Below are 15606 nucleotides of genomic sequence, written 5' to 3'. Positions count from 1 at the left end.
CGCCCCATGTTCTGGGCGATGGTCGCGGTAGCTGTGGGTTTTGTGGGTCTCGCCGTGCTCGGCGTGCTCGCCGTCCGGGTCTTTCTGGAGGCGCGGCGGCTCGGACTGCAGGTCACGGCCGCCGCGCAGCGCATCAACAGAGCGGCCGAGGACCTGGAACGAGCGGCCGTCTCCACGGCGCGTTCCGTCGACGCACTGTGAGTCACGTATGCGTGGGGTGTGAGTTGCGCGGCTGATGCGCTTCGCGTCACTTTGCCCTGTCACGTTGTCGCTCGGGGCGGGTACGCTGCTGATCGCGGTCCGGATAACGAGGCCCGGAGCGCGGACCGGGAGTACGCACGGGGATTGCCTGACGTTTACCCCTGAGCGTTACGATCGCTGGCAGCACGAAGGTCGGACAGATGTCCGACCGATCGGACAGCACCCCCACCCCAGCCGCCTCGGTGAGAAGGTAAAGACTTATGTTCGGAAGGCTCGGAGCTCCCGAGATCATTCTCATCCTCGTCGTCATCGTGCTGCTCTTCGGCGCGAAGAAGCTTCCGGACATGGCCCGCTCCCTCGGCAAGTCCGCTCGCATCCTCAAGAGCGAGGCCAAGGCGATGAAGGAAGAGGGCAACAGTACGCCCGCCCCCGCCGGCCCGCCGAACACCGACGAGCCCGTGCAGCGCACCATCCAGGCGGCCCCCGGCGACGTGACCAGCTCGCGCCCCGTCACCGAGCCGTCGGACACGACCAAGCGCTGACGCAGGGCCGGGACGCCCCCGGCCTGCCGCACGAGATGAGGACGTGGGTTGCCTAAGCCTGCCCGCAAGAAGGAGAAGGACCCCGAGGGGCGGATGCCCCTCGCGGACCATCTGCGTGAGCTGCGCAACCGGCTCGCGAAGGCGATGCTGGCCATCATCGTGGTGACCTGTGTGGCCGCCTTCTTCTACAACGACATCGTCAACATCATCACCAAGCCGGTGCTGGACTCGGTCGGTTGCGCCTCGACCTTCGAGGAACTGCGGAAGGCCGGCGACAAGAGCCACCAGTGCGCGCAGATCACCATCAACGGTCTGCTGACGCCGTTCACACTGGCGTTGAAGGTGTCCCTGATGGCCGGCGTCGTCCTGGCGTCCCCGGTCTGGCTGTACCAGCTGTGGGGCTTCGTCGCCCCGGGCCTGCACAAGAACGAGAAGAAGTACGCGCTCGGCTTCGTCGGCACCGGCGTACCGCTCTTCCTCGCCGGCGCCTACTTCGCCTACCGGGTGCTGCCCACCACCGCGAAGGTTCTGCTCGGCTTCACGCCGAAGGACGTCAACAACCTGCTGCCGCTCGACGACCTGCTCGACCTGGTCACGCGCATGGTGCTGGTCTTCGGCCTCTCCTTCGAGCTGCCGCTGCTGCTGATCATGCTCAACCTCACGGGCGCGCTGACAGGCAAGCGGATGCTCGGCTGGTGGCGCGCCATGATCCTCGGCATCACGGTCTTCGCGGCCGTCGCCACCCCCAGCACCGACCCGCTCACGATGCTGGCCCTGGCCGGGCCCATCTGGGTGCTGTACTTCGGCGCGGTCCTCTTCTCCCTGCTCAACGACCGGCGCAAGCGCCGCCGCGACGAGTCGGGACCGGCCGACGACGAGGCCTCCGACCTGGACCTCACCCCCGAGGACATCGGCGACGTCGAAGCCGTCTCGGCGGGCCGGGCGGCCCTGCCCGAGCAGGCGAGCGGCACCGGTTCGGACCGGGTCAACGGGTATGACGACGTGACCTGATCACCTTCCCGACCTCCGCCGAGACCGGCCGTTCCCGCAGCGCGGGCGGCCGGTCTCCGGGTGTGGAGGACCTATGGGAACGGATAATGATCGTCCTGTTGTCAGTGGCGCCCGGTACGCTCGAAAGCACGATGACAGAGGACCTCTCCCCGGCCGAGCGGTACGCGGCAGCCCGCCTGCGGGCAGCCGAGCAGGCCACCGCGCTCGCGGACTTCCGCGAGATGTACGACTTCGGTCTCGACCCCTTCCAGATCGAGGCCTGTAAGGCGCTCGAAGCGGGGAAGGGCGTGCTGGTCGCGGCGCCCACCGGCTCCGGCAAGACGATCGTCGGCGAGTTCGCCGTCCACCTCGCCCTCCAGCAGGGCAAGAAGTGTTTCTACACGACCCCCATCAAGGCACTGTCGAACCAGAAGTACGCCGACCTGTGCCGCCGTTACGGCGCGGACAAGGTCGGCCTGCTCACCGGTGACAACAGCGTCAACTCCGAGGCTCCGGTGGTCGTCATGACCACCGAGGTCCTGCGGAACATGCTGTACGCCGGTTCACAGACCCTCCTCGGCCTCGGCTATGTGGTCATGGACGAGGTGCACTACCTCTCCGACCGCTTCCGCGGCGCCGTCTGGGAAGAGGTGATCATCCACCTCCCCGAGTCGGTGACCCTGGTCTCCCTCTCGGCGACGGTGTCGAACGCGGAGGAGTTCGGCGACTGGCTCGACACCGTCCGCGGCGACACCGAGGTGATCGTCTCCGAGCACCGGCCGGTGCCGCTGTTCCAGCACGTGCTCGCCGGGCGGCGGATGTACGACCTCTTCGAGGAGGGCGAGGGCAACAAGAAGGCCGTCAACCCCGACCTCACCCGCCTTGCCCGTATGGAGGCCCAGCGCCCGTCCTACCAGGACCGCAGACGCGGTCGTGCCATGCGCGAGGCCGACCGGGAGCGCGAGCGCAGATCGCGTTCGCGGGTGTGGACACCGGGACGCCCCGAGGTCATCGAGCGGCTGGACAACGAAGGCCTGCTGCCCGCCATCACGTTCATCTTCAGCCGAGCCGCCTGCGAGGCCGCCGTGCAGCAGTGTCTGTACGCCGGGCTGCGGCTCAACGACGACGAGGCGCGGGAGAAGGTGCGCGCCCTCGTCGAGGAGCGCACGGCGTCCATTCCGTCCGAGGATCTGCATGTCCTCGGGTACTACGAGTGGTTGGAAGGCCTGGAGCGCGGCATCGCGGCCCACCACGCGGGCATGCTGCCGACGTTCAAGGAGGTCGTCGAGGAGCTGTTCCTGCGCGGCCTCGTGAAGGCCGTGTTCGCCACCGAGACCCTCGCGCTCGGCATCAACATGCCCGCGCGCTCGGTGGTGTTGGAGAAGCTCGTCAAGTGGAACGGCGAGCAGCACGCCGACATCACCCCCGGCGAGTACACCCAGTTGACCGGTCGGGCCGGTCGGCGCGGCATCGATGTCGAGGGCCACGCCGTCGTGCTGTGGCAGCGCGGGATCAGTCCCGAGCACCTCGCGGGACTGGCCGGAACCCGCACCTATCCGCTGCGCTCCAGCTTCAAGCCGTCGTACAACATGGCGGTCAACCTCGTCGAGCAGTTCGGGCGGCACCGCTCGCGCGAACTCCTCGAGACCTCCTTCGCGCAGTTCCAGGCGGACAAGTCGGTCGTCGGGATCTCACGGCAGGTGCAGCGCAACGAAGAGGGCCTGGAGGGCTACAAGGACTCCATGACCTGCCACTTGGGCGACTTCGACGACTACATGCGGCTGCGCCGCGAGCTCAAGGACCGCGAGACCGAGCTCGCCCGGCAAGGCGTGGCACAGCGGCGCGCCGAGTCCGCCGTCGCCCTGGAGAAGCTCAAGCCGGGAGACGTCATCCATGTCCCGACCGGCAAGTACGCAGGTCTGGCACTGGTGTTGGACCCGGGCCTGCCCGCCGGACGGTCCAACGGCCACCGCGGCTTCGAGCAGCACGACGGCCCGCGCCCGCTCGTCCTGACCGTCGAACGGCAGGTCAAGCGGCTCGCGTCGATGGACTTCCCGGTGCCCGTCGAGGCCCTGGACCGGATGCGGATCCCGAAGTCCTTCAACCCCCGTTCCCCGCAGTCCCGTCGGGACCTGGCCTCCGCGCTGCGCACCAAGGCCGGGCACATCCCGCCGGAGCGCGCCCGCAAGCAGCGCTCGCAGGCCGCGGACGACCGGGAGATCGCCCAGTTGCGTACGGCGATCCGCGCGCACCCCTGTCACGGCTGCACCGACCGTGAGGACCACGCCCGTTGGGCCGAGCGGTACCACCGACTGCAGCGGGACACCACGCAGCTGGAGCGGCGCATCGAGGGGCGGACCAACACCATCGCCCGCACCTTCGACCGGATCGTCGCGCTCCTCACCGAGCTGGACTATCTGCGCGGCGACGAGGTCACCGAGCACGGCAAGCGGCTCGCCCGGCTCTACGGCGAACTCGACCTGCTCGCCAGCGAATGTCTGCGCGAGGGGGTCTGGGAGGGGCTCGCCCCTGCCGAACTCGCCGCGTGCGTCTCGGCGTTGGTGTTCGAGGCACGGGTCAGTGACGACGCCACGACGCCGAAGGTGCCGTCCGGTGCGGCCAAGGCCGCGCTGGGGGAGATGGTGCGGATCTGGGGGCGTCTCGACGCCCTTGAGGAAGACTTCCGGATCACTCAGACCGAGGGGGTCGGGCAGCGCGAGCCCGATCTCGGCTTCGCCTGGGCCGCGTTCATGTGGGCCAGTGGGAAGGGGCTGGACGAGGTGCTTCGGGAGGTGGAGATGCCGGCCGGGGACTTTGTTCGGTGGTGCAAGCAGGTGATCGATGTGTTGGGGCAGATTTCGGCTGCGGCGCCTGTGTCTGGTGGGGAGGCGTCTTCCACTGTGGCGAAGAATGCGCGTAAGGCTGTTGATCTGTTGCTGCGGGGGGTCGTGGCCTACTCGTCGGTGGGGTGAGGGTTTCGTCGGCGGGCGCGGGGGCGTTGTGGCTGGTCGCGCAGTTCCCCGCGCCCCTAGGGAGTTGGCCTCGCGTCCCTTTAAAAGTCCAGGTATGTGCGCCAGCCGCCGTGGGCTGTGATGTCCTCGGCGTCTTCCAGCGCCGCCGGCTCGCACAGGAAGCCCGGCACCCTTGTGCCGTCTGCCAACTCCACGCTTCCCAGCGTCATCGGGCGGGGGAGGGTCGCCAGCAAGCGGCCCAAACCCTCCGCCGGTAGGCGCCATACCTCTGTCTCTATCGCCGCGCCGCCCTCGCTGCCCACGTGTACCAGGCCCGGCTTGGGCGGAGTTGTCGCGAGGGCGTGCAGGCGGTACACCGGGGCCGTTGTCGTCGTGCGGTCCAAACGGGCGCCCAGGGACAGGAGTTGGGGGTTCAGGGGCTGGCCCGTCAAGTGTGCTCCCACGACGGCCAGTTGGACCGTCGGCTCCAGGGTGCGCGCGATCTGCGCCAGGCGGTCGTCCGTGAACGCCGGGCCGATCAGCATCACGCCGAAGGGCAACCCGCTCACCTTGCCCGCAGGGGCTGCCACCGCCGCGAGGTCGAAGAGGTTCGTGGAGTTGGTGAAGCGGCCCAGGCGGGCGTTGGCGCCCAGGGGGTCGGCGGACACCTCGGCCAGGGTGGGGTGGCCCGGTGTGGTCGGGAGCAACAGGGCGTCCGCGTCGGCCAGTTCGGCCAGGGCTCGGGTGCGGAGGGCCGCCAGACGTTCCTCGTCCGCGTACAGCTGGTGGGCCGGGATGTCCCGGGCCCGGGTGATGATGCCGGTGACGGTGGGGTCCAGGCCTTCGATGCCGTCAGCTGTTGCCTTGTCGACAAAGCGCCCCACCGCCGTGTAGCGCTCGGCCACGAACGCGCCCTGGTAGAGCATCGCCGCCGCCTCCGTGAACGGGGTGAGGTCGAGGGTGCGGATCTCGGCGCCCGCGCCCCTGAGCTGCTCCACCGCCGCCTCGTACGCCTCCGCCCAGCCCTCGTCCAGTTCGCCGAGTTGTTCGCGTGCCGCTACCGCGATGCGCCACGGGCCCGGTGTGCGCTGGGGGAGGGGCGGGAGGTCGCGGTCGGGCGGAGAGGCCATGAAGGACAGGGCCTGTTCCGCCTCCGGGAGGGTGCGGGCGAAGACCGTCACGCAGTCGATCGAGGCGCAGGCCGGGACGACTCCTGCTGTCGGGACCAGGCCGCGGGTGGGCTTGAGGCCGACGATGCCGTTGAAGGCGGCGGGGACCCGGCCCGAGCCCGCCGTGTCGGTGCCGAGGGCGAAGTCGACCATGCCCAGGGCCACGGCGACCGCCGAACCCGCGCTGGAGCCGCCGCTGATCCGTGCCGGGTCGTGCGCGTTGCGGACCGCGCCGTACGGGGAACGGGTGCCGACCAGGCCGGTGGCGAACTGGTCGAGGTTCGTGGTGCCGAGCACGATCGCGCCGGCCGCGCGGAGGCGGGCGACGACCGGGGCGTCCGACTCCGGCTCGTAGGCGTACGCCGGGCAGCCCGCCGTCGTCGGAAGGCCATGCACGTCGATGTTGCCCTTCGCCGCGAACAGGCGGCCTGCGAGGGGGAGTTGCTCGCCCGCTGCCACTCGCTCGTCGAGCGCCCGCGCCTCCTGCTCGACCTCCGCCTGTGTGCGCAGGTCGATCCAGATCTCGGGGCGGTCCACGGCCTCGATGCGGGCGTAGGCGGCGCGGACCCGGGACACGGTGGTCGAGGTGGTCGACATCTCTTGGTGCTCCTTGCTGTTCAGCTTGCGGGGGCGAGGACGAGGAGCGCCGTGCCCGCTTCGACCTGGTCGCCGGGCCTGGCCAGGATCTCGGCCACCACACCGGTCATCGGGGCGTGGACCCTGGATTCCATCTTCATCGCCTCAAGGGCCAGGAGGGGTTGGCCCACGGTCACCTCGTCGCCGGGCTCGACATTCAACTGCCAGACGGAGGCGGCGAATTCGGCCTCGATCAGGCGTCCGCCGACCGGGACCGTCACCTCGGCCTGCGGAGGTGCCGGGGCGGCCGCCGCCTCCGCCCGGGTGAACTCGCCCGCCGCCTCCCAGGCATCGCGTTCCGCGCCGAACGCGGTCTGCTGCCGGGACCTGAACTCCGCGATGGACTCGGCGTGTTCGGTGAGGAACGCCTCGTACTCGGCGAGCGAGAACGTGCCCTCCTCGATGCGCGGGACGAAACGGCCGGAGACGATGTCGGCCCGGAGTTCGAGGAGTTCGTCCGCCTCCACCGGGTACCACTTGATCCGGTCGAAGAAGCGCAGCAGCCAGGGCGACCCGGGCTCGAACGCGCCGCGCTGCTGCCAGCCCGACCACACCTGGGTCGTACGGCCCACGAACTGGTAGCCGCCGGGGCCCTCCATGCCGTAGATGCAGAGATACGCGCCGCCGATGCCGACCGAGTTCTCCGCCGTCCAGGTGCGGGCCGGGTTGTACTTGGTGGTCACCAGGCGGTGGCGGGGGTCCAGCGGCGTGGCCACCGGGGCGCCCAAGTAGACGTCTCCCAGGCCCAGTACGAGGTATTCGGCGTCGAAGACCGTGCCGTAGACGTCCTCGACCGAGTCCAGGCCGTTGACGCGGCGGATGAACTCGATGTTCCAGGGGCACCAGGGCGCGTCGTCGCGGACGCCCGCCATGTAGCGGGCGATGGCCTCGCGGGTGGCCGGGTCGTCCCAGGAGAGGGGGAGGTGGACCGTGCGGGAGGGGACGATCAGCTGGTCGGTGGGCGGGAGCGCCGCCGCTATCTCCCTTACGGCGGTGAGGAGTTCGGACTGGGGCAGGCGGGACGGGTCGGTCTGGATCTGGAGGGAGCGGATGCCCGGGGTGAGGTCCGTGACGCCCCCGAAGTCCGCCTCCGACACCGCCTCCATCAGGGCGTGGACGCGCATGCGCTGCGCCAGGTCCAGCTGCATGGGGCCGAATTCGACCAGGAGGTTGTCGTCGCCGCTGCGGCGGAAGGTGACGTCTCCGTCCCGGGCGAGGATTCCGCCGTCCACGATGGACGGGCGGGGTGAGCCGTCGACGTTCACCGGGCGGAAGCGGACCGTGTCGCCGGGCCTGAACTGGCCCAGTTTCCAGCGCTCTTGGCTGATCACCGTCGCCGGGCAGACGAAGCCGCCGAGGGACGGGCCGTCGGGGCCGAGCAGGACCGGCATGTCGCCGGTGTAGTCGACCGCGCCGACCGAGTACGGGGTGTCGTGGATGTTGGACGGGTGCAGGCCGGCCTCGCCGCCGTCGGTGCGGGCCCAGCGCGGCTTCGGGCCGACCAGGCGGACACCCGTGCGCGCCGAGTTGAAGTGGACCTTCCAGTCGGCCGCGTAGAAGTCGTGGATGTCGTCCTCGGTGAAGAACTCCGGTGCCGCGTGCGGGCCTTCGACCGCCGCCACGTCCCATGCGGTGCCGAAGGCCGGGCGGTCGGCGGACGGTACCGGCGTGCCTTCGGCGACCGTGCCGCCGTGCAGGACGTCACCGGTGCGCAGCGCCCGGCCGCCGTGGCCGCCGAAACGGCCCAGGGTGAAGGTGCTCGCGCTGCCGAGGAACGCGGGCACGTCCAGGCCGCCCGCGAACAACACGTAGGTCCGCAGGCCGTGTTGGGCCGGGGCACCGATCTCCAGTACGGCACCTGGAGGCACCGTCACCGGCTCCCACTGCGGGACCGCAACGCCGTCGACCGCCACCGGTGCCGGGGCGCCCGTCACGCACACCGTGGTGGCGTGCGTGAACCTCAACGTCGGTCCCTGGAGCGTGCATTCGAGGCCCGGGGTGCCCTCGTCGTTGCCGAGCGCGCGGTTGCCGAGGCGGAAGGAGAGGTCGTCCATCGGGCCGCACGGGGGGACACCGACCTGCCAGTAGCCGGTGCGCCCCGGCCAGTCCTGGACCGTGGTGAGAGTGCCGCCCGCGACGATCTCGATGCGGGGCGTGGGGTCGGTGACGCCGGCGAGGGTCGCCGTGGAGTGGGCGGCCGTACGGAAGTCCGGCTCGGCGAGGGCCGCCCGGACCAGGCCCAGGTTCGTCTCGATGCCGTCCACCCGGGTGCGGGCCAGCGCCTCGTCGAGCCGCCGGAGCGCGTGGGCGCGGTCGGAGCCGTAGGCGATGACCTTCGCGAGCATCGGGTCGTACGACGTCGTCACCTCGGTGCCGGTCTCCACCCAGCCGTCGACGCGCACGCCGTGCGGGAACTCGACGCGGGTCAACAGGCCCGCGCTGGGCCGGTGTTCGCGGGACGGGTCCTCGGCGTAGACGCGGGCCTCGACGGCGTGGCCGCGCGGGCTGCCCGGGTCGCGCACGACGTCCCGCTCGCCGCGCGCCAGGCGCAGCATCCAGGCGACCAGGTCGACGCCGTAGATCTCCTCGGTGACCGGATGTTCCACCTGGAGGCGGGTGTTGACCTCCAGGAAGTAGGCCTCCTCGCGCCCGGCGTCGTAGACGAACTCGACGGTTCCGGCGGAGCGGTAGCCGACCGAGGCGCACAAGTCGCGGGCGTTCGCCGCCAGTTGGTCGCGTACGTGGTCGGGGAGTCCCGGTGCGGGGGCCTCCTCCACCACCTTCTGGTTGCGGCGCTGGAGGGAGCAGTCGCGGTCGCCGAAGGTGACGACGCCGCCCTCGCTGTCGCCGAAGACCTGCACCTCGACATGGCGGGCGTGCTCGACCAGGCGTTCCAGGAAGACCCCGGCGGAGGAGAAGGAGGCGGCGGCCACGCGCTGCACCCGCTCCCAGGACTCGGTCAGTTCGTCGGCGGAGCGGCAGGCCGACATGCCGATGCCGCCGCCTCCGCCGGTCGCCTTGAGCATGACGGGGTAGCCGATGACGGCCGCTTCGGCGAGAGCCTCTGCGACAGAGCCCAGGAGCCCTGTGCCCGGGGCCAGTTGAACGCCTGCGGCCTCGGCTGCCGCCCGTGCGGTGTGCTTGGCGCCGAACAACTCCAACTGGGCCGGGGTCGGTCCCACGAACACGATTCCGGCGTCCTCGCAGCGGCGGGCGAAGGCCGCGTCCTCGGAGAGGAAGCCGTAGCCGGGGTGGATCGCGCCCGCGCCGGTGTCCTTGGCCGCCTTCAGCACCAGGTCGGCGTCGAGGTACGACTCCTTCGCGGGCGCCGGGCCGAGTCGTACCGCCTCGTCGGCGAGCCGTACGTGGGGGGCCGAGCGGTCGGCGTCGGAGTACACCGCGACCGTGCGCAGGCCGAGTTCGCGGGCGGTGCGGATGATGCGGACGGCGATCTCGCCCCGGTTGGCGATCAGCAGCGTGTCGAAGCTCATCCCGAGACTCCGATGGTCATCTGCACGGCCGTCGGCTCGAAGCCGTTGCAAGGGTTGTTGATCTGGGGGCAGTTGGAGACCAGGACGAGGACGTCGCGTTCGGCGCGCAGGGTCAGTTTCAGGCCCGGTGCGGAGAGGCCGTCGACGATGCCGAGGGTGCCGTCCTTCTCGACCGGCACGTTCATGTACCAGTTGATGTTGGACACCAAGTCCCGTTTGCCCAGGCCGTACTTGGCGCCCTCGGCGAGGAAGTTGTCCACGCACGCGTGCTGCGACCAGGTGTGATGGCCGTAGCGCAGGGTGTTGGACTCCTTGGAGCAGGCACCGCCGACCGTGTCGTGCCGGCCGACCTCGTCGGCGGTGACGGTCATCAGGGGGGTGTGCTCGTTCGACATCAGCACGCTGCCGGTGGTCAGGAAGATGCCGCCCTGGGCGTGGATGGTGTCGGGGGCGCTGTAGCGGACCGACGTGTCGTGGGCGTCGTAGACGAGGAAGTCGACGGCCTGGTTGCCGTGCAGGTCGGTGACGGTGAGGGTCTCGCCGGTGCGGACGACGGCGGACCAGGCGGCGCGGGCCGGAACTTCCGCGGTCCGTACGGGCGTTGCGTCCTCGGTCTTCATATGAGCCCCCTCGCGGCGAGGAATTCGGTGGTGTTGAGGAAGGCGCGGCGGCCCTCGGGTGTGGCGTCCCACAGCGGGTCGCCCGGTCCGGTGGCCTCGGCGCGCCAGGCGAGCACCTCCAGCGGGGTGCTGACATAGTCGGCGCGCGGGTCGGCCGGGTGGGGCACGTTCGCGATCAGTACGGTCACGTCCTGCTCGGCGCGCAGGGTCACGCTGCCGCCGGGTCCGGCCGAGCCGGTGAAGTCGAGGGAGCCGTCGTCGCGGACCTCGACGCCCTGGAAGAAGGAGAGCGAGGGCGGCAAGTCCCGTGGTTCCAGGCCGTTCTTGGCGGCGGCGAGCTTGAACAGCTCCCGTCCGGCGGGGGAGTCGGACTGCGGGGTGCCGTCGCCGTAGCGCTCGGTGTTGCGGACGAGCGTGGAGGTGCCGCACAGGGCGTCGTGGCGGCCGGAGGTGTCGGCGACCAGGGAGGCGAGGACGCGGCCCTGGTCGGAGAGGAGGAGCTGGCCCTCGCCGAGGTAGGCGTTCCACTGGACCTTGACCGTGTCGGCGACGTTCAGGCGTTCCCAGGGGCGGTCGGCCGCGTACAGGAGCAGGTGGGCGCAGGCGTCGCCGCGCAGGTCGGTGAGGCGGAGTTCGGTGCCGCGGGCCAGGACGCGGTGCGTGTAGTTGCCGCCCGCGACGGTCTCGGCCCAGACCAGGTGGCCCGCCGCGCAGGGCGGGGCCGGCCAGTCGGCGGCCGGGACGACGGGCATCGCCTCGGCGCGGTTGCCCTCCTGGGCGCGGGCGTGGGCGCGGGCTCCGTAAGTGGTCGCTGTCGCCATCGCGGGGGACCTCCGGCTGCGGGGGACGTCTGGGTCGTACGACATTTCTGGCGCTGTTTCCTTCGCTATTTCTGTCGCTCGACAGAAATTAGGAGGCGGCCGGGTCGCCGGGATTGCCCGGGTGTTGCCGGTCGGTTACCGAGCCCTCACCAAGATCACCGGACGTTTGCCGTGCGGTGCCGTGTGCGAGGATCGAACGCATGGGGACAACGGGTGCGCAGGGCGGCCGCCGGGTCGGCAGGCCGCGGGCCGATCAGCGGCCGGACAGCGGACTGTCCCCACGCGCCGAACTGCTCGCCGCCGCGGCCGAGTTGTTCACCACCCGCGGCTACGCGGCCACCACCACCCGGGCCGTCGCCGAACTCGCGGGCATGCGGCAGGCGTCCATGTACCACTACGTCTCCGGCAAGGAGGAGCTCCTCGCGGACCTCCTGGAGTCCACGGTCACACCCTCGCTGACCTGCGCCCGGGAACTCCTCGCGGACGACCTCACCCCGGCCGAGGACCGGCTGTGGGAGCTGTGCCGCACCGACGTCGAGCTGCTGTGCGGCGGCACGCACAACCTCGGCGGGCTCTATCTGCTGCCCGAGGTGCGCGCCGAACGGTTCGCCGGCTTCCATGCCGTACGCGCCGAACTCAAGGACGCCTACCGGCAGTTGCTCGCCGCGACCGCCGCGGGCGGGGCGCTCGCCAAGAGCGAGCTGGAGCTGCGTACGGATCTGCTGTTCGGGCTCATCGAGGGCGTCATCCTGGTGCACCGCTCCGATCCCGAGCGGCCGGTGTCCGCCTTCGCGGAGGCGACGGCCGACGCGGCGCTGCGCATCGCCGGAATCTGAGCCGGAAGCGGGGCTTCACTCCTTACGGTGAGTGATTTTCGCATGCCCGTCCACCGTCACATGTCGTGTTCGAATGGTGGCGCAGCGTGTAAATGGGTTGAGCGTACTCCTCTTCCGTGTCCCTTTTCAGGGGCTTGCTGAATATGACACAGCGATGATCCGGTCGGACTAAGCTCGCCCGCAGCGCACCGAGTTGGGATGTATTCGTGCGTTTGTTCCTAAACATAACGAAGATCCCTCGGGTCTCTCCCCCCTACCCCAGCCGACTTCTTCCAGAGGGCTTACATGGTGAGTGTTCAATCGCCCCCCGGCCGCCGTGAACTTCCGTACGCCCGTGTGCTGTTGCTGCCCGCCATAGTGATGGCCGCGGCGACCGGGGCCGCCGTCGCCGTGGTGACGGAGCCGGCCCGGGCCGCTGTCGGCTGGTGCGGTGGCATCGCCACGCTCCTGGTGATCGTGACGGCGGCCGAAGCGGTCCGCCGCGGCCGAACCGTGCGTGACCTGCGCGCGGACCATGCTCGTGACCGTGCGTACATGGAACGGCGGATCGCCGGCCACGACCAGGACATCGAGCGGCTCGCGACGGAGATCATGCCCGCCGCGCTCTACGGAATGCGGACCGGAGAATCCCCCGGAGAGGTGATTCGCCAAGTCGTCGACTCCCACCCCCAGTGGCGCGAACTCCCCGAACCGCAGCGCGGATTGCTGCGCACGGTGCTCGACATCGTGGACCGCGAGGCGGCCATGCGCGACTCCGCGCAGCGCAACTTCGTCAGCATCGCCCGGCGCGTCCAGGCGATCGTCCACCAACAGGCCAACGAACTCCGCGAGATGGAGGAGGACCACGGCCGCAACCCCGAGGTCTTCGACGACCTGCTGCGCATCGACCACGGCACCGCGCTGATCGGCCGCCTAGCCGACTCCATCTCGGTGCTCGGCGGCGGCCGTCCCGGCCGTCAGTGGCCCCAACCCGTCACGCTCTACAGCACGTTGCGCGGCGCCATGTCCCGGATCCTGGAGTACCGGCGCATCTCGCTGGACTCCATCGCCAAGGTCAACGTCAACGGCACCTCCGTCGAACCGCTGATCCACGCCGCCGCCGAACTCCTCGACAACGCCACCCGCTACTCGCCGCCGCAGACCAAGGTGCACGTCACCGCCGTCGAGGTGCAGACCGGTGTCGCCATCGAGATCGAGGACGCCGGCGTCAGCCTCAGCGAGGAGGCCCGCGCCCGGGTCGAGAACATGCTGGAGCAGGCCAAGGCCGGCATCGACCTCCAGGATCTCGGCGAGAGTCCGCGCCTGGGCCTGACAGTCGTCGGACGGCTCTGCCAGACGTACAACATGCAGGTCTCGCTCAGGGCCTCCGCGTACGGCGGCGTCCGCGCCGTCCTGGTCGTGCCGCGGGACATGCTCACCAGCGAGCCCGCACCCGGCCTCGCCCACGGCATCGGCGCGACCGCCGCGCCCAAGATCGAACTCGGCGCGCTCGAAGGCCCCAAGCGCGCACCCAAGAAGCGCCGGCCGACCAGCCCCCGAATCCCCGCGACGGTCTCCATGGTGGACGAGGTCCCCGAGGTCACGGAGTGGACGGTGGGCGGTCTGCCGCAGCGCCGCAGCCGGGTCAAGATGCCGCTCAGCCAGCGGCTCGCCGAGCAGGCGGCGGCCGAACGGGCCGAACAGGCCGAGCGGGAGGCCCTGTCCGCCTGGGCCGAGCCGGTGCCCGAGAAGGAAGAGCCCGAACCGGGGCTGTGGGTCGAGGCGTTCATGAACGGACTCAAGGGCGACCCGGACCCCACCGCATTCACCCAGACGACCGAGCCGGCCCAAGTCGAGGCCGACGACGAGGGGGACCTCAAGTGATCCAGCAGCGAGCCAACTTCGACTGGATGCTCAAGGAGCTCGCCGACGGCGTACCCGGCATCGAGATGATCGTGGTGCTCTCCGCCGACGGACTGCGGATCGCCCGCTACGGCGGCGACCCGGACGCCGCCGACCGCGTCGCCGCGGCCTGCGCGGGGCTGCAGAGCCTCGCGAGCGCCGTCGCCCACGAGATCCCGGACAGCGACGGCACGATGCGCATGGTCATCATCGAGATCAACGGCGGCTACTTCTACCTCATGGCGGCGGGCTCCAACGCCTATCTCGCGGTGCTCTCCGACGTCGTCGCCGAACCCGGCCTCATGAGCAACCGCATGCGTGACCTGGTCGTCCGCATCGGCGCCCACCTCACCAGCCCGCCCCGACGCAACGGGCAGACCGTATGACTCCTCCGCAACGCCGGCGGCGCCACCCCAAGGAACAGCCTCCGCCCGAGCCCCTCAAACAGGGCCCGCGCAAGGAGCCCGAGCGGCTGTACGTCCTCACCGGATCGGAAGAGGGGCGCGAGCGTGCAGCCCTCGACCTGGTCACGTTAATCGTGGCGCGTGCCGACCCGCCGCCCTCCTCCACACCGGAGCGGGCGGCGCTGATCCGGCTCTGTGCCGCCCCCCTGTCCGTGGCCGAGCTGTCGGCCTATCTGAATCTGCCGTTCAGCGTGGTGACCGTCCTGCTCACCGAGCTGCTGACGGCCGAACTGGTCCAGGCGCGCGCCCCGATCGTGCGGCAGGCGATCGCCGACCGTTCCCTCCTCGAAGCGGTGATGCATGGACTTCAAAAGCTCTGACACCCTCCCCGGACCACGGACCGAGGACCATCTGCCGCAGACGGCACAGGCCGCGGTGAAGATCGTCATCGTGGGCGGGTTCGGGGTCGGCAAGACGACCATGGTCGGTTCGGTCAGCGAGATCAGGCCGCTGACCACGGAGGAGACCATGACGCAGGCCGGCGTCGGGGTCGACGACAACTACGGCTCCGACACCAAGACCGCGACCACCGTGGCGATGGACTTCGGCCGCATCAGCATCACCGACCAGCTGGTGCTGTACCTCTTCGGCACCCCCGGCCAGGAACGCTTCTGGTTCCTGTGGAACGGACTGTTCGAGGGCGCGCTGGGCGCGGTGGTCCTGATCGACACCCGCCGCCTGGAGGTCAGCTTCGACGTCATAGGACGGCTGGAGGAGAGCGGCGTCCCGTTCGTGATCGCCGTCAACTCCTTCCCGGACGGCCCCCGTTACCCCATCGAGGACCTGCGCGAGGCACTCGACCTGGCACCGGAGATCCCCATCGTGGAGTGCGACGCGCGACGGCGGGCTTCCAGTCGGGACACGCTCCTGACGCTCATGCGTTTCCTGCACTCCCTGGAGATGAAGAGGGCGTCCGTCTGAACCGCGACCGCACCGGCGCGGCAACTCACCGCCGGCGCACCGTACTTCGTCACCTTCTACGGCTGACCCCCATCAACTCTTCT

The 15606-nt window shown here is 70.3% G+C and carries 13 protein-coding genes; 9 read left to right on the top strand and 4 right to left on the bottom strand.

The genetic code is table 11. The features are described 5' to 3' along the window. The first annotated feature begins 6 nt into the window (after positions 1-6). The 4 genes from JHN45_RS18455 to JHN45_RS18440 all read left to right on the top strand — a co-directional run bounded on the left by JHN45_RS18455 (position 7) and on the right by JHN45_RS18440 (position 4705). Entirely contained in the window at positions 7-201 is a 195-nt protein-coding gene (locus JHN45_RS18455; RefSeq protein WP_200715026.1) for a hypothetical protein, read from the top strand. Positions 202-461: 260 nt separating this feature from the next. Beyond that, positions 462-743 (top strand): Sec-independent protein translocase subunit TatA, encoded by a 282-nt coding sequence (gene tatA, locus JHN45_RS18450; protein ID WP_200715025.1) that lies wholly within the window; start codon positions 462-464, stop codon positions 741-743. Positions 744-791: 48 nt separating this feature from the next. Beyond that, positions 792-1754: a twin-arginine translocase subunit TatC gene (gene tatC / locus JHN45_RS18445; RefSeq protein WP_200715024.1), complete on the top strand. Its 963-nt coding sequence runs from the start codon at positions 792-794 to the stop codon at positions 1752-1754. 86 nt (positions 1755-1840) lie between these two features. Next, positions 1841-4705 (top strand): RNA helicase, encoded by a 2865-nt coding sequence (locus JHN45_RS18440; protein WP_201049778.1) that lies wholly within the window; start codon positions 1841-1843, stop codon positions 4703-4705. 80 nt (positions 4706-4785) lie between these two features. Here JHN45_RS18440 and atzF read toward each other — a convergent pair whose 3' ends face one another. From atzF to JHN45_RS18420, 4 genes are read right to left on the bottom strand one after another with little or no spacing between them, the layout of a single operon-like run. Further along, the gene (gene atzF / locus JHN45_RS18435) at positions 4786-6474 is read right to left on the bottom strand and encodes an allophanate hydrolase (protein WP_268982276.1); all 1689 of its coding nucleotides are present in this window, start codon (positions 6472-6474) and stop codon (positions 4786-4788) included. Further along, complete coding sequence (locus JHN45_RS18430) at positions 6471-9980, bottom strand: 5-oxoprolinase/urea amidolyase family protein (protein WP_201049776.1); 3510 nt, start codon at positions 9978-9980, stop codon at positions 6471-6473. The genes atzF and JHN45_RS18430 overlap by 4 nt, the downstream gene beginning before the upstream one ends. After that, positions 9977-10600, bottom strand: coding sequence for an urea amidolyase associated protein UAAP2 (locus JHN45_RS18425; RefSeq protein ID WP_200715020.1), 624 nt, complete (start codon positions 10598-10600; stop codon positions 9977-9979). Before JHN45_RS18425 ends, JHN45_RS18430 begins: the two co-directional genes overlap by 4 nt. After that, on the bottom strand, positions 10597-11421 hold the full coding sequence (locus JHN45_RS18420; protein WP_201049775.1) for an urea amidolyase associated protein UAAP1: 825 nt from the start codon (positions 11419-11421) through the stop codon (positions 10597-10599). Before JHN45_RS18420 ends, JHN45_RS18425 begins: the two co-directional genes overlap by 4 nt. Positions 11422-11621: 200 nt before the next feature. Here JHN45_RS18420 and JHN45_RS18415 point away from each other — a divergent pair, with 200 nt between their 5' ends. The 5 genes from JHN45_RS18415 to JHN45_RS18395 all read left to right on the top strand — a co-directional run bounded on the left by JHN45_RS18415 (position 11622) and on the right by JHN45_RS18395 (position 15523). Further along, the gene (locus JHN45_RS18415; protein ID WP_201049774.1) at positions 11622-12257 is read left to right on the top strand and encodes a TetR/AcrR family transcriptional regulator; all 636 of its coding nucleotides are present in this window, start codon (positions 11622-11624) and stop codon (positions 12255-12257) included. Positions 12258-12542: 285 nt separating this feature from the next. After that, positions 12543-14120 (top strand): sensor histidine kinase KdpD, encoded by a 1578-nt coding sequence (locus tag JHN45_RS18410; RefSeq protein WP_201049773.1) that lies wholly within the window; start codon positions 12543-12545, stop codon positions 14118-14120. Further along, positions 14117-14524: a roadblock/LC7 domain-containing protein gene (locus JHN45_RS18405; protein WP_200715016.1), complete on the top strand. Its 408-nt coding sequence runs from the start codon at positions 14117-14119 to the stop codon at positions 14522-14524. The genes JHN45_RS18410 and JHN45_RS18405 overlap by 4 nt, the downstream gene beginning before the upstream one ends. Beyond that, complete coding sequence (locus JHN45_RS18400) at positions 14521-14922, top strand: DUF742 domain-containing protein (protein WP_201049772.1); 402 nt, start codon at positions 14521-14523, stop codon at positions 14920-14922. The genes JHN45_RS18405 and JHN45_RS18400 overlap by 4 nt, the downstream gene beginning before the upstream one ends. Further along, on the top strand, positions 14903-15523 hold the full coding sequence (locus tag JHN45_RS18395; protein WP_200715014.1) for an ATP/GTP-binding protein: 621 nt from the start codon (positions 14903-14905) through the stop codon (positions 15521-15523). Before JHN45_RS18400 ends, JHN45_RS18395 begins: the two co-directional genes overlap by 20 nt. The last annotated feature ends 83 nt before the right edge of the window (positions 15524-15606 follow it).

This window comes from Streptomyces sp. MBT53 (assembly GCF_016654115.1).
Lineage (GTDB): Bacteria > Actinomycetota > Actinomycetes > Streptomycetales > Streptomycetaceae > Streptomyces.
This window is presented reverse-complemented; position numbering and strand designations above follow the sequence as displayed.

What these genes read in the sequence shown, in the direction of transcription:
- JHN45_RS18425 (WP_200715020.1), bottom strand. Translation starts at nt 10,600, where the DNA reads ATGAAGACCGAGGACGCAACGCCCGTACGGACCGCGGAAGTTCCGGCC.
- JHN45_RS18430 (WP_201049776.1), bottom strand. Translation starts at nt 9,980, where the DNA reads ATGAGCTTCGACACGCTGCTGATCGCCAACCGGGGCGAGATCGCCGTC.
- JHN45_RS18395 (WP_200715014.1), top strand. Translation starts at nt 14,903, where the DNA reads ATGGACTTCAAAAGCTCTGACACCCTCCCCGGACCACGGACCGAGGAC.
- JHN45_RS18420 (WP_201049775.1), bottom strand. Translation starts at nt 11,421, where the DNA reads ATGGCGACAGCGACCACTTACGGAGCCCGCGCCCACGCCCGCGCCCAG.
- tatA (WP_200715025.1), top strand. Translation starts at nt 462, where the DNA reads ATGTTCGGAAGGCTCGGAGCTCCCGAGATCATTCTCATCCTCGTCGTC.
- JHN45_RS18440 (WP_201049778.1), top strand. Translation starts at nt 1,841, where the DNA reads ATGATCGTCCTGTTGTCAGTGGCGCCCGGTACGCTCGAAAGCACGATG.
- JHN45_RS18400 (WP_201049772.1), top strand. Translation starts at nt 14,521, where the DNA reads ATGACTCCTCCGCAACGCCGGCGGCGCCACCCCAAGGAACAGCCTCCG.
- JHN45_RS18455 (WP_200715026.1), top strand. Translation starts at nt 7, where the DNA reads ATGTTCTGGGCGATGGTCGCGGTAGCTGTGGGTTTTGTGGGTCTCGCC.
- JHN45_RS18410 (WP_201049773.1), top strand. Translation starts at nt 12,543, where the DNA reads ATGGTGAGTGTTCAATCGCCCCCCGGCCGCCGTGAACTTCCGTACGCC.
- JHN45_RS18415 (WP_201049774.1), top strand. Translation starts at nt 11,622, where the DNA reads ATGGGGACAACGGGTGCGCAGGGCGGCCGCCGGGTCGGCAGGCCGCGG.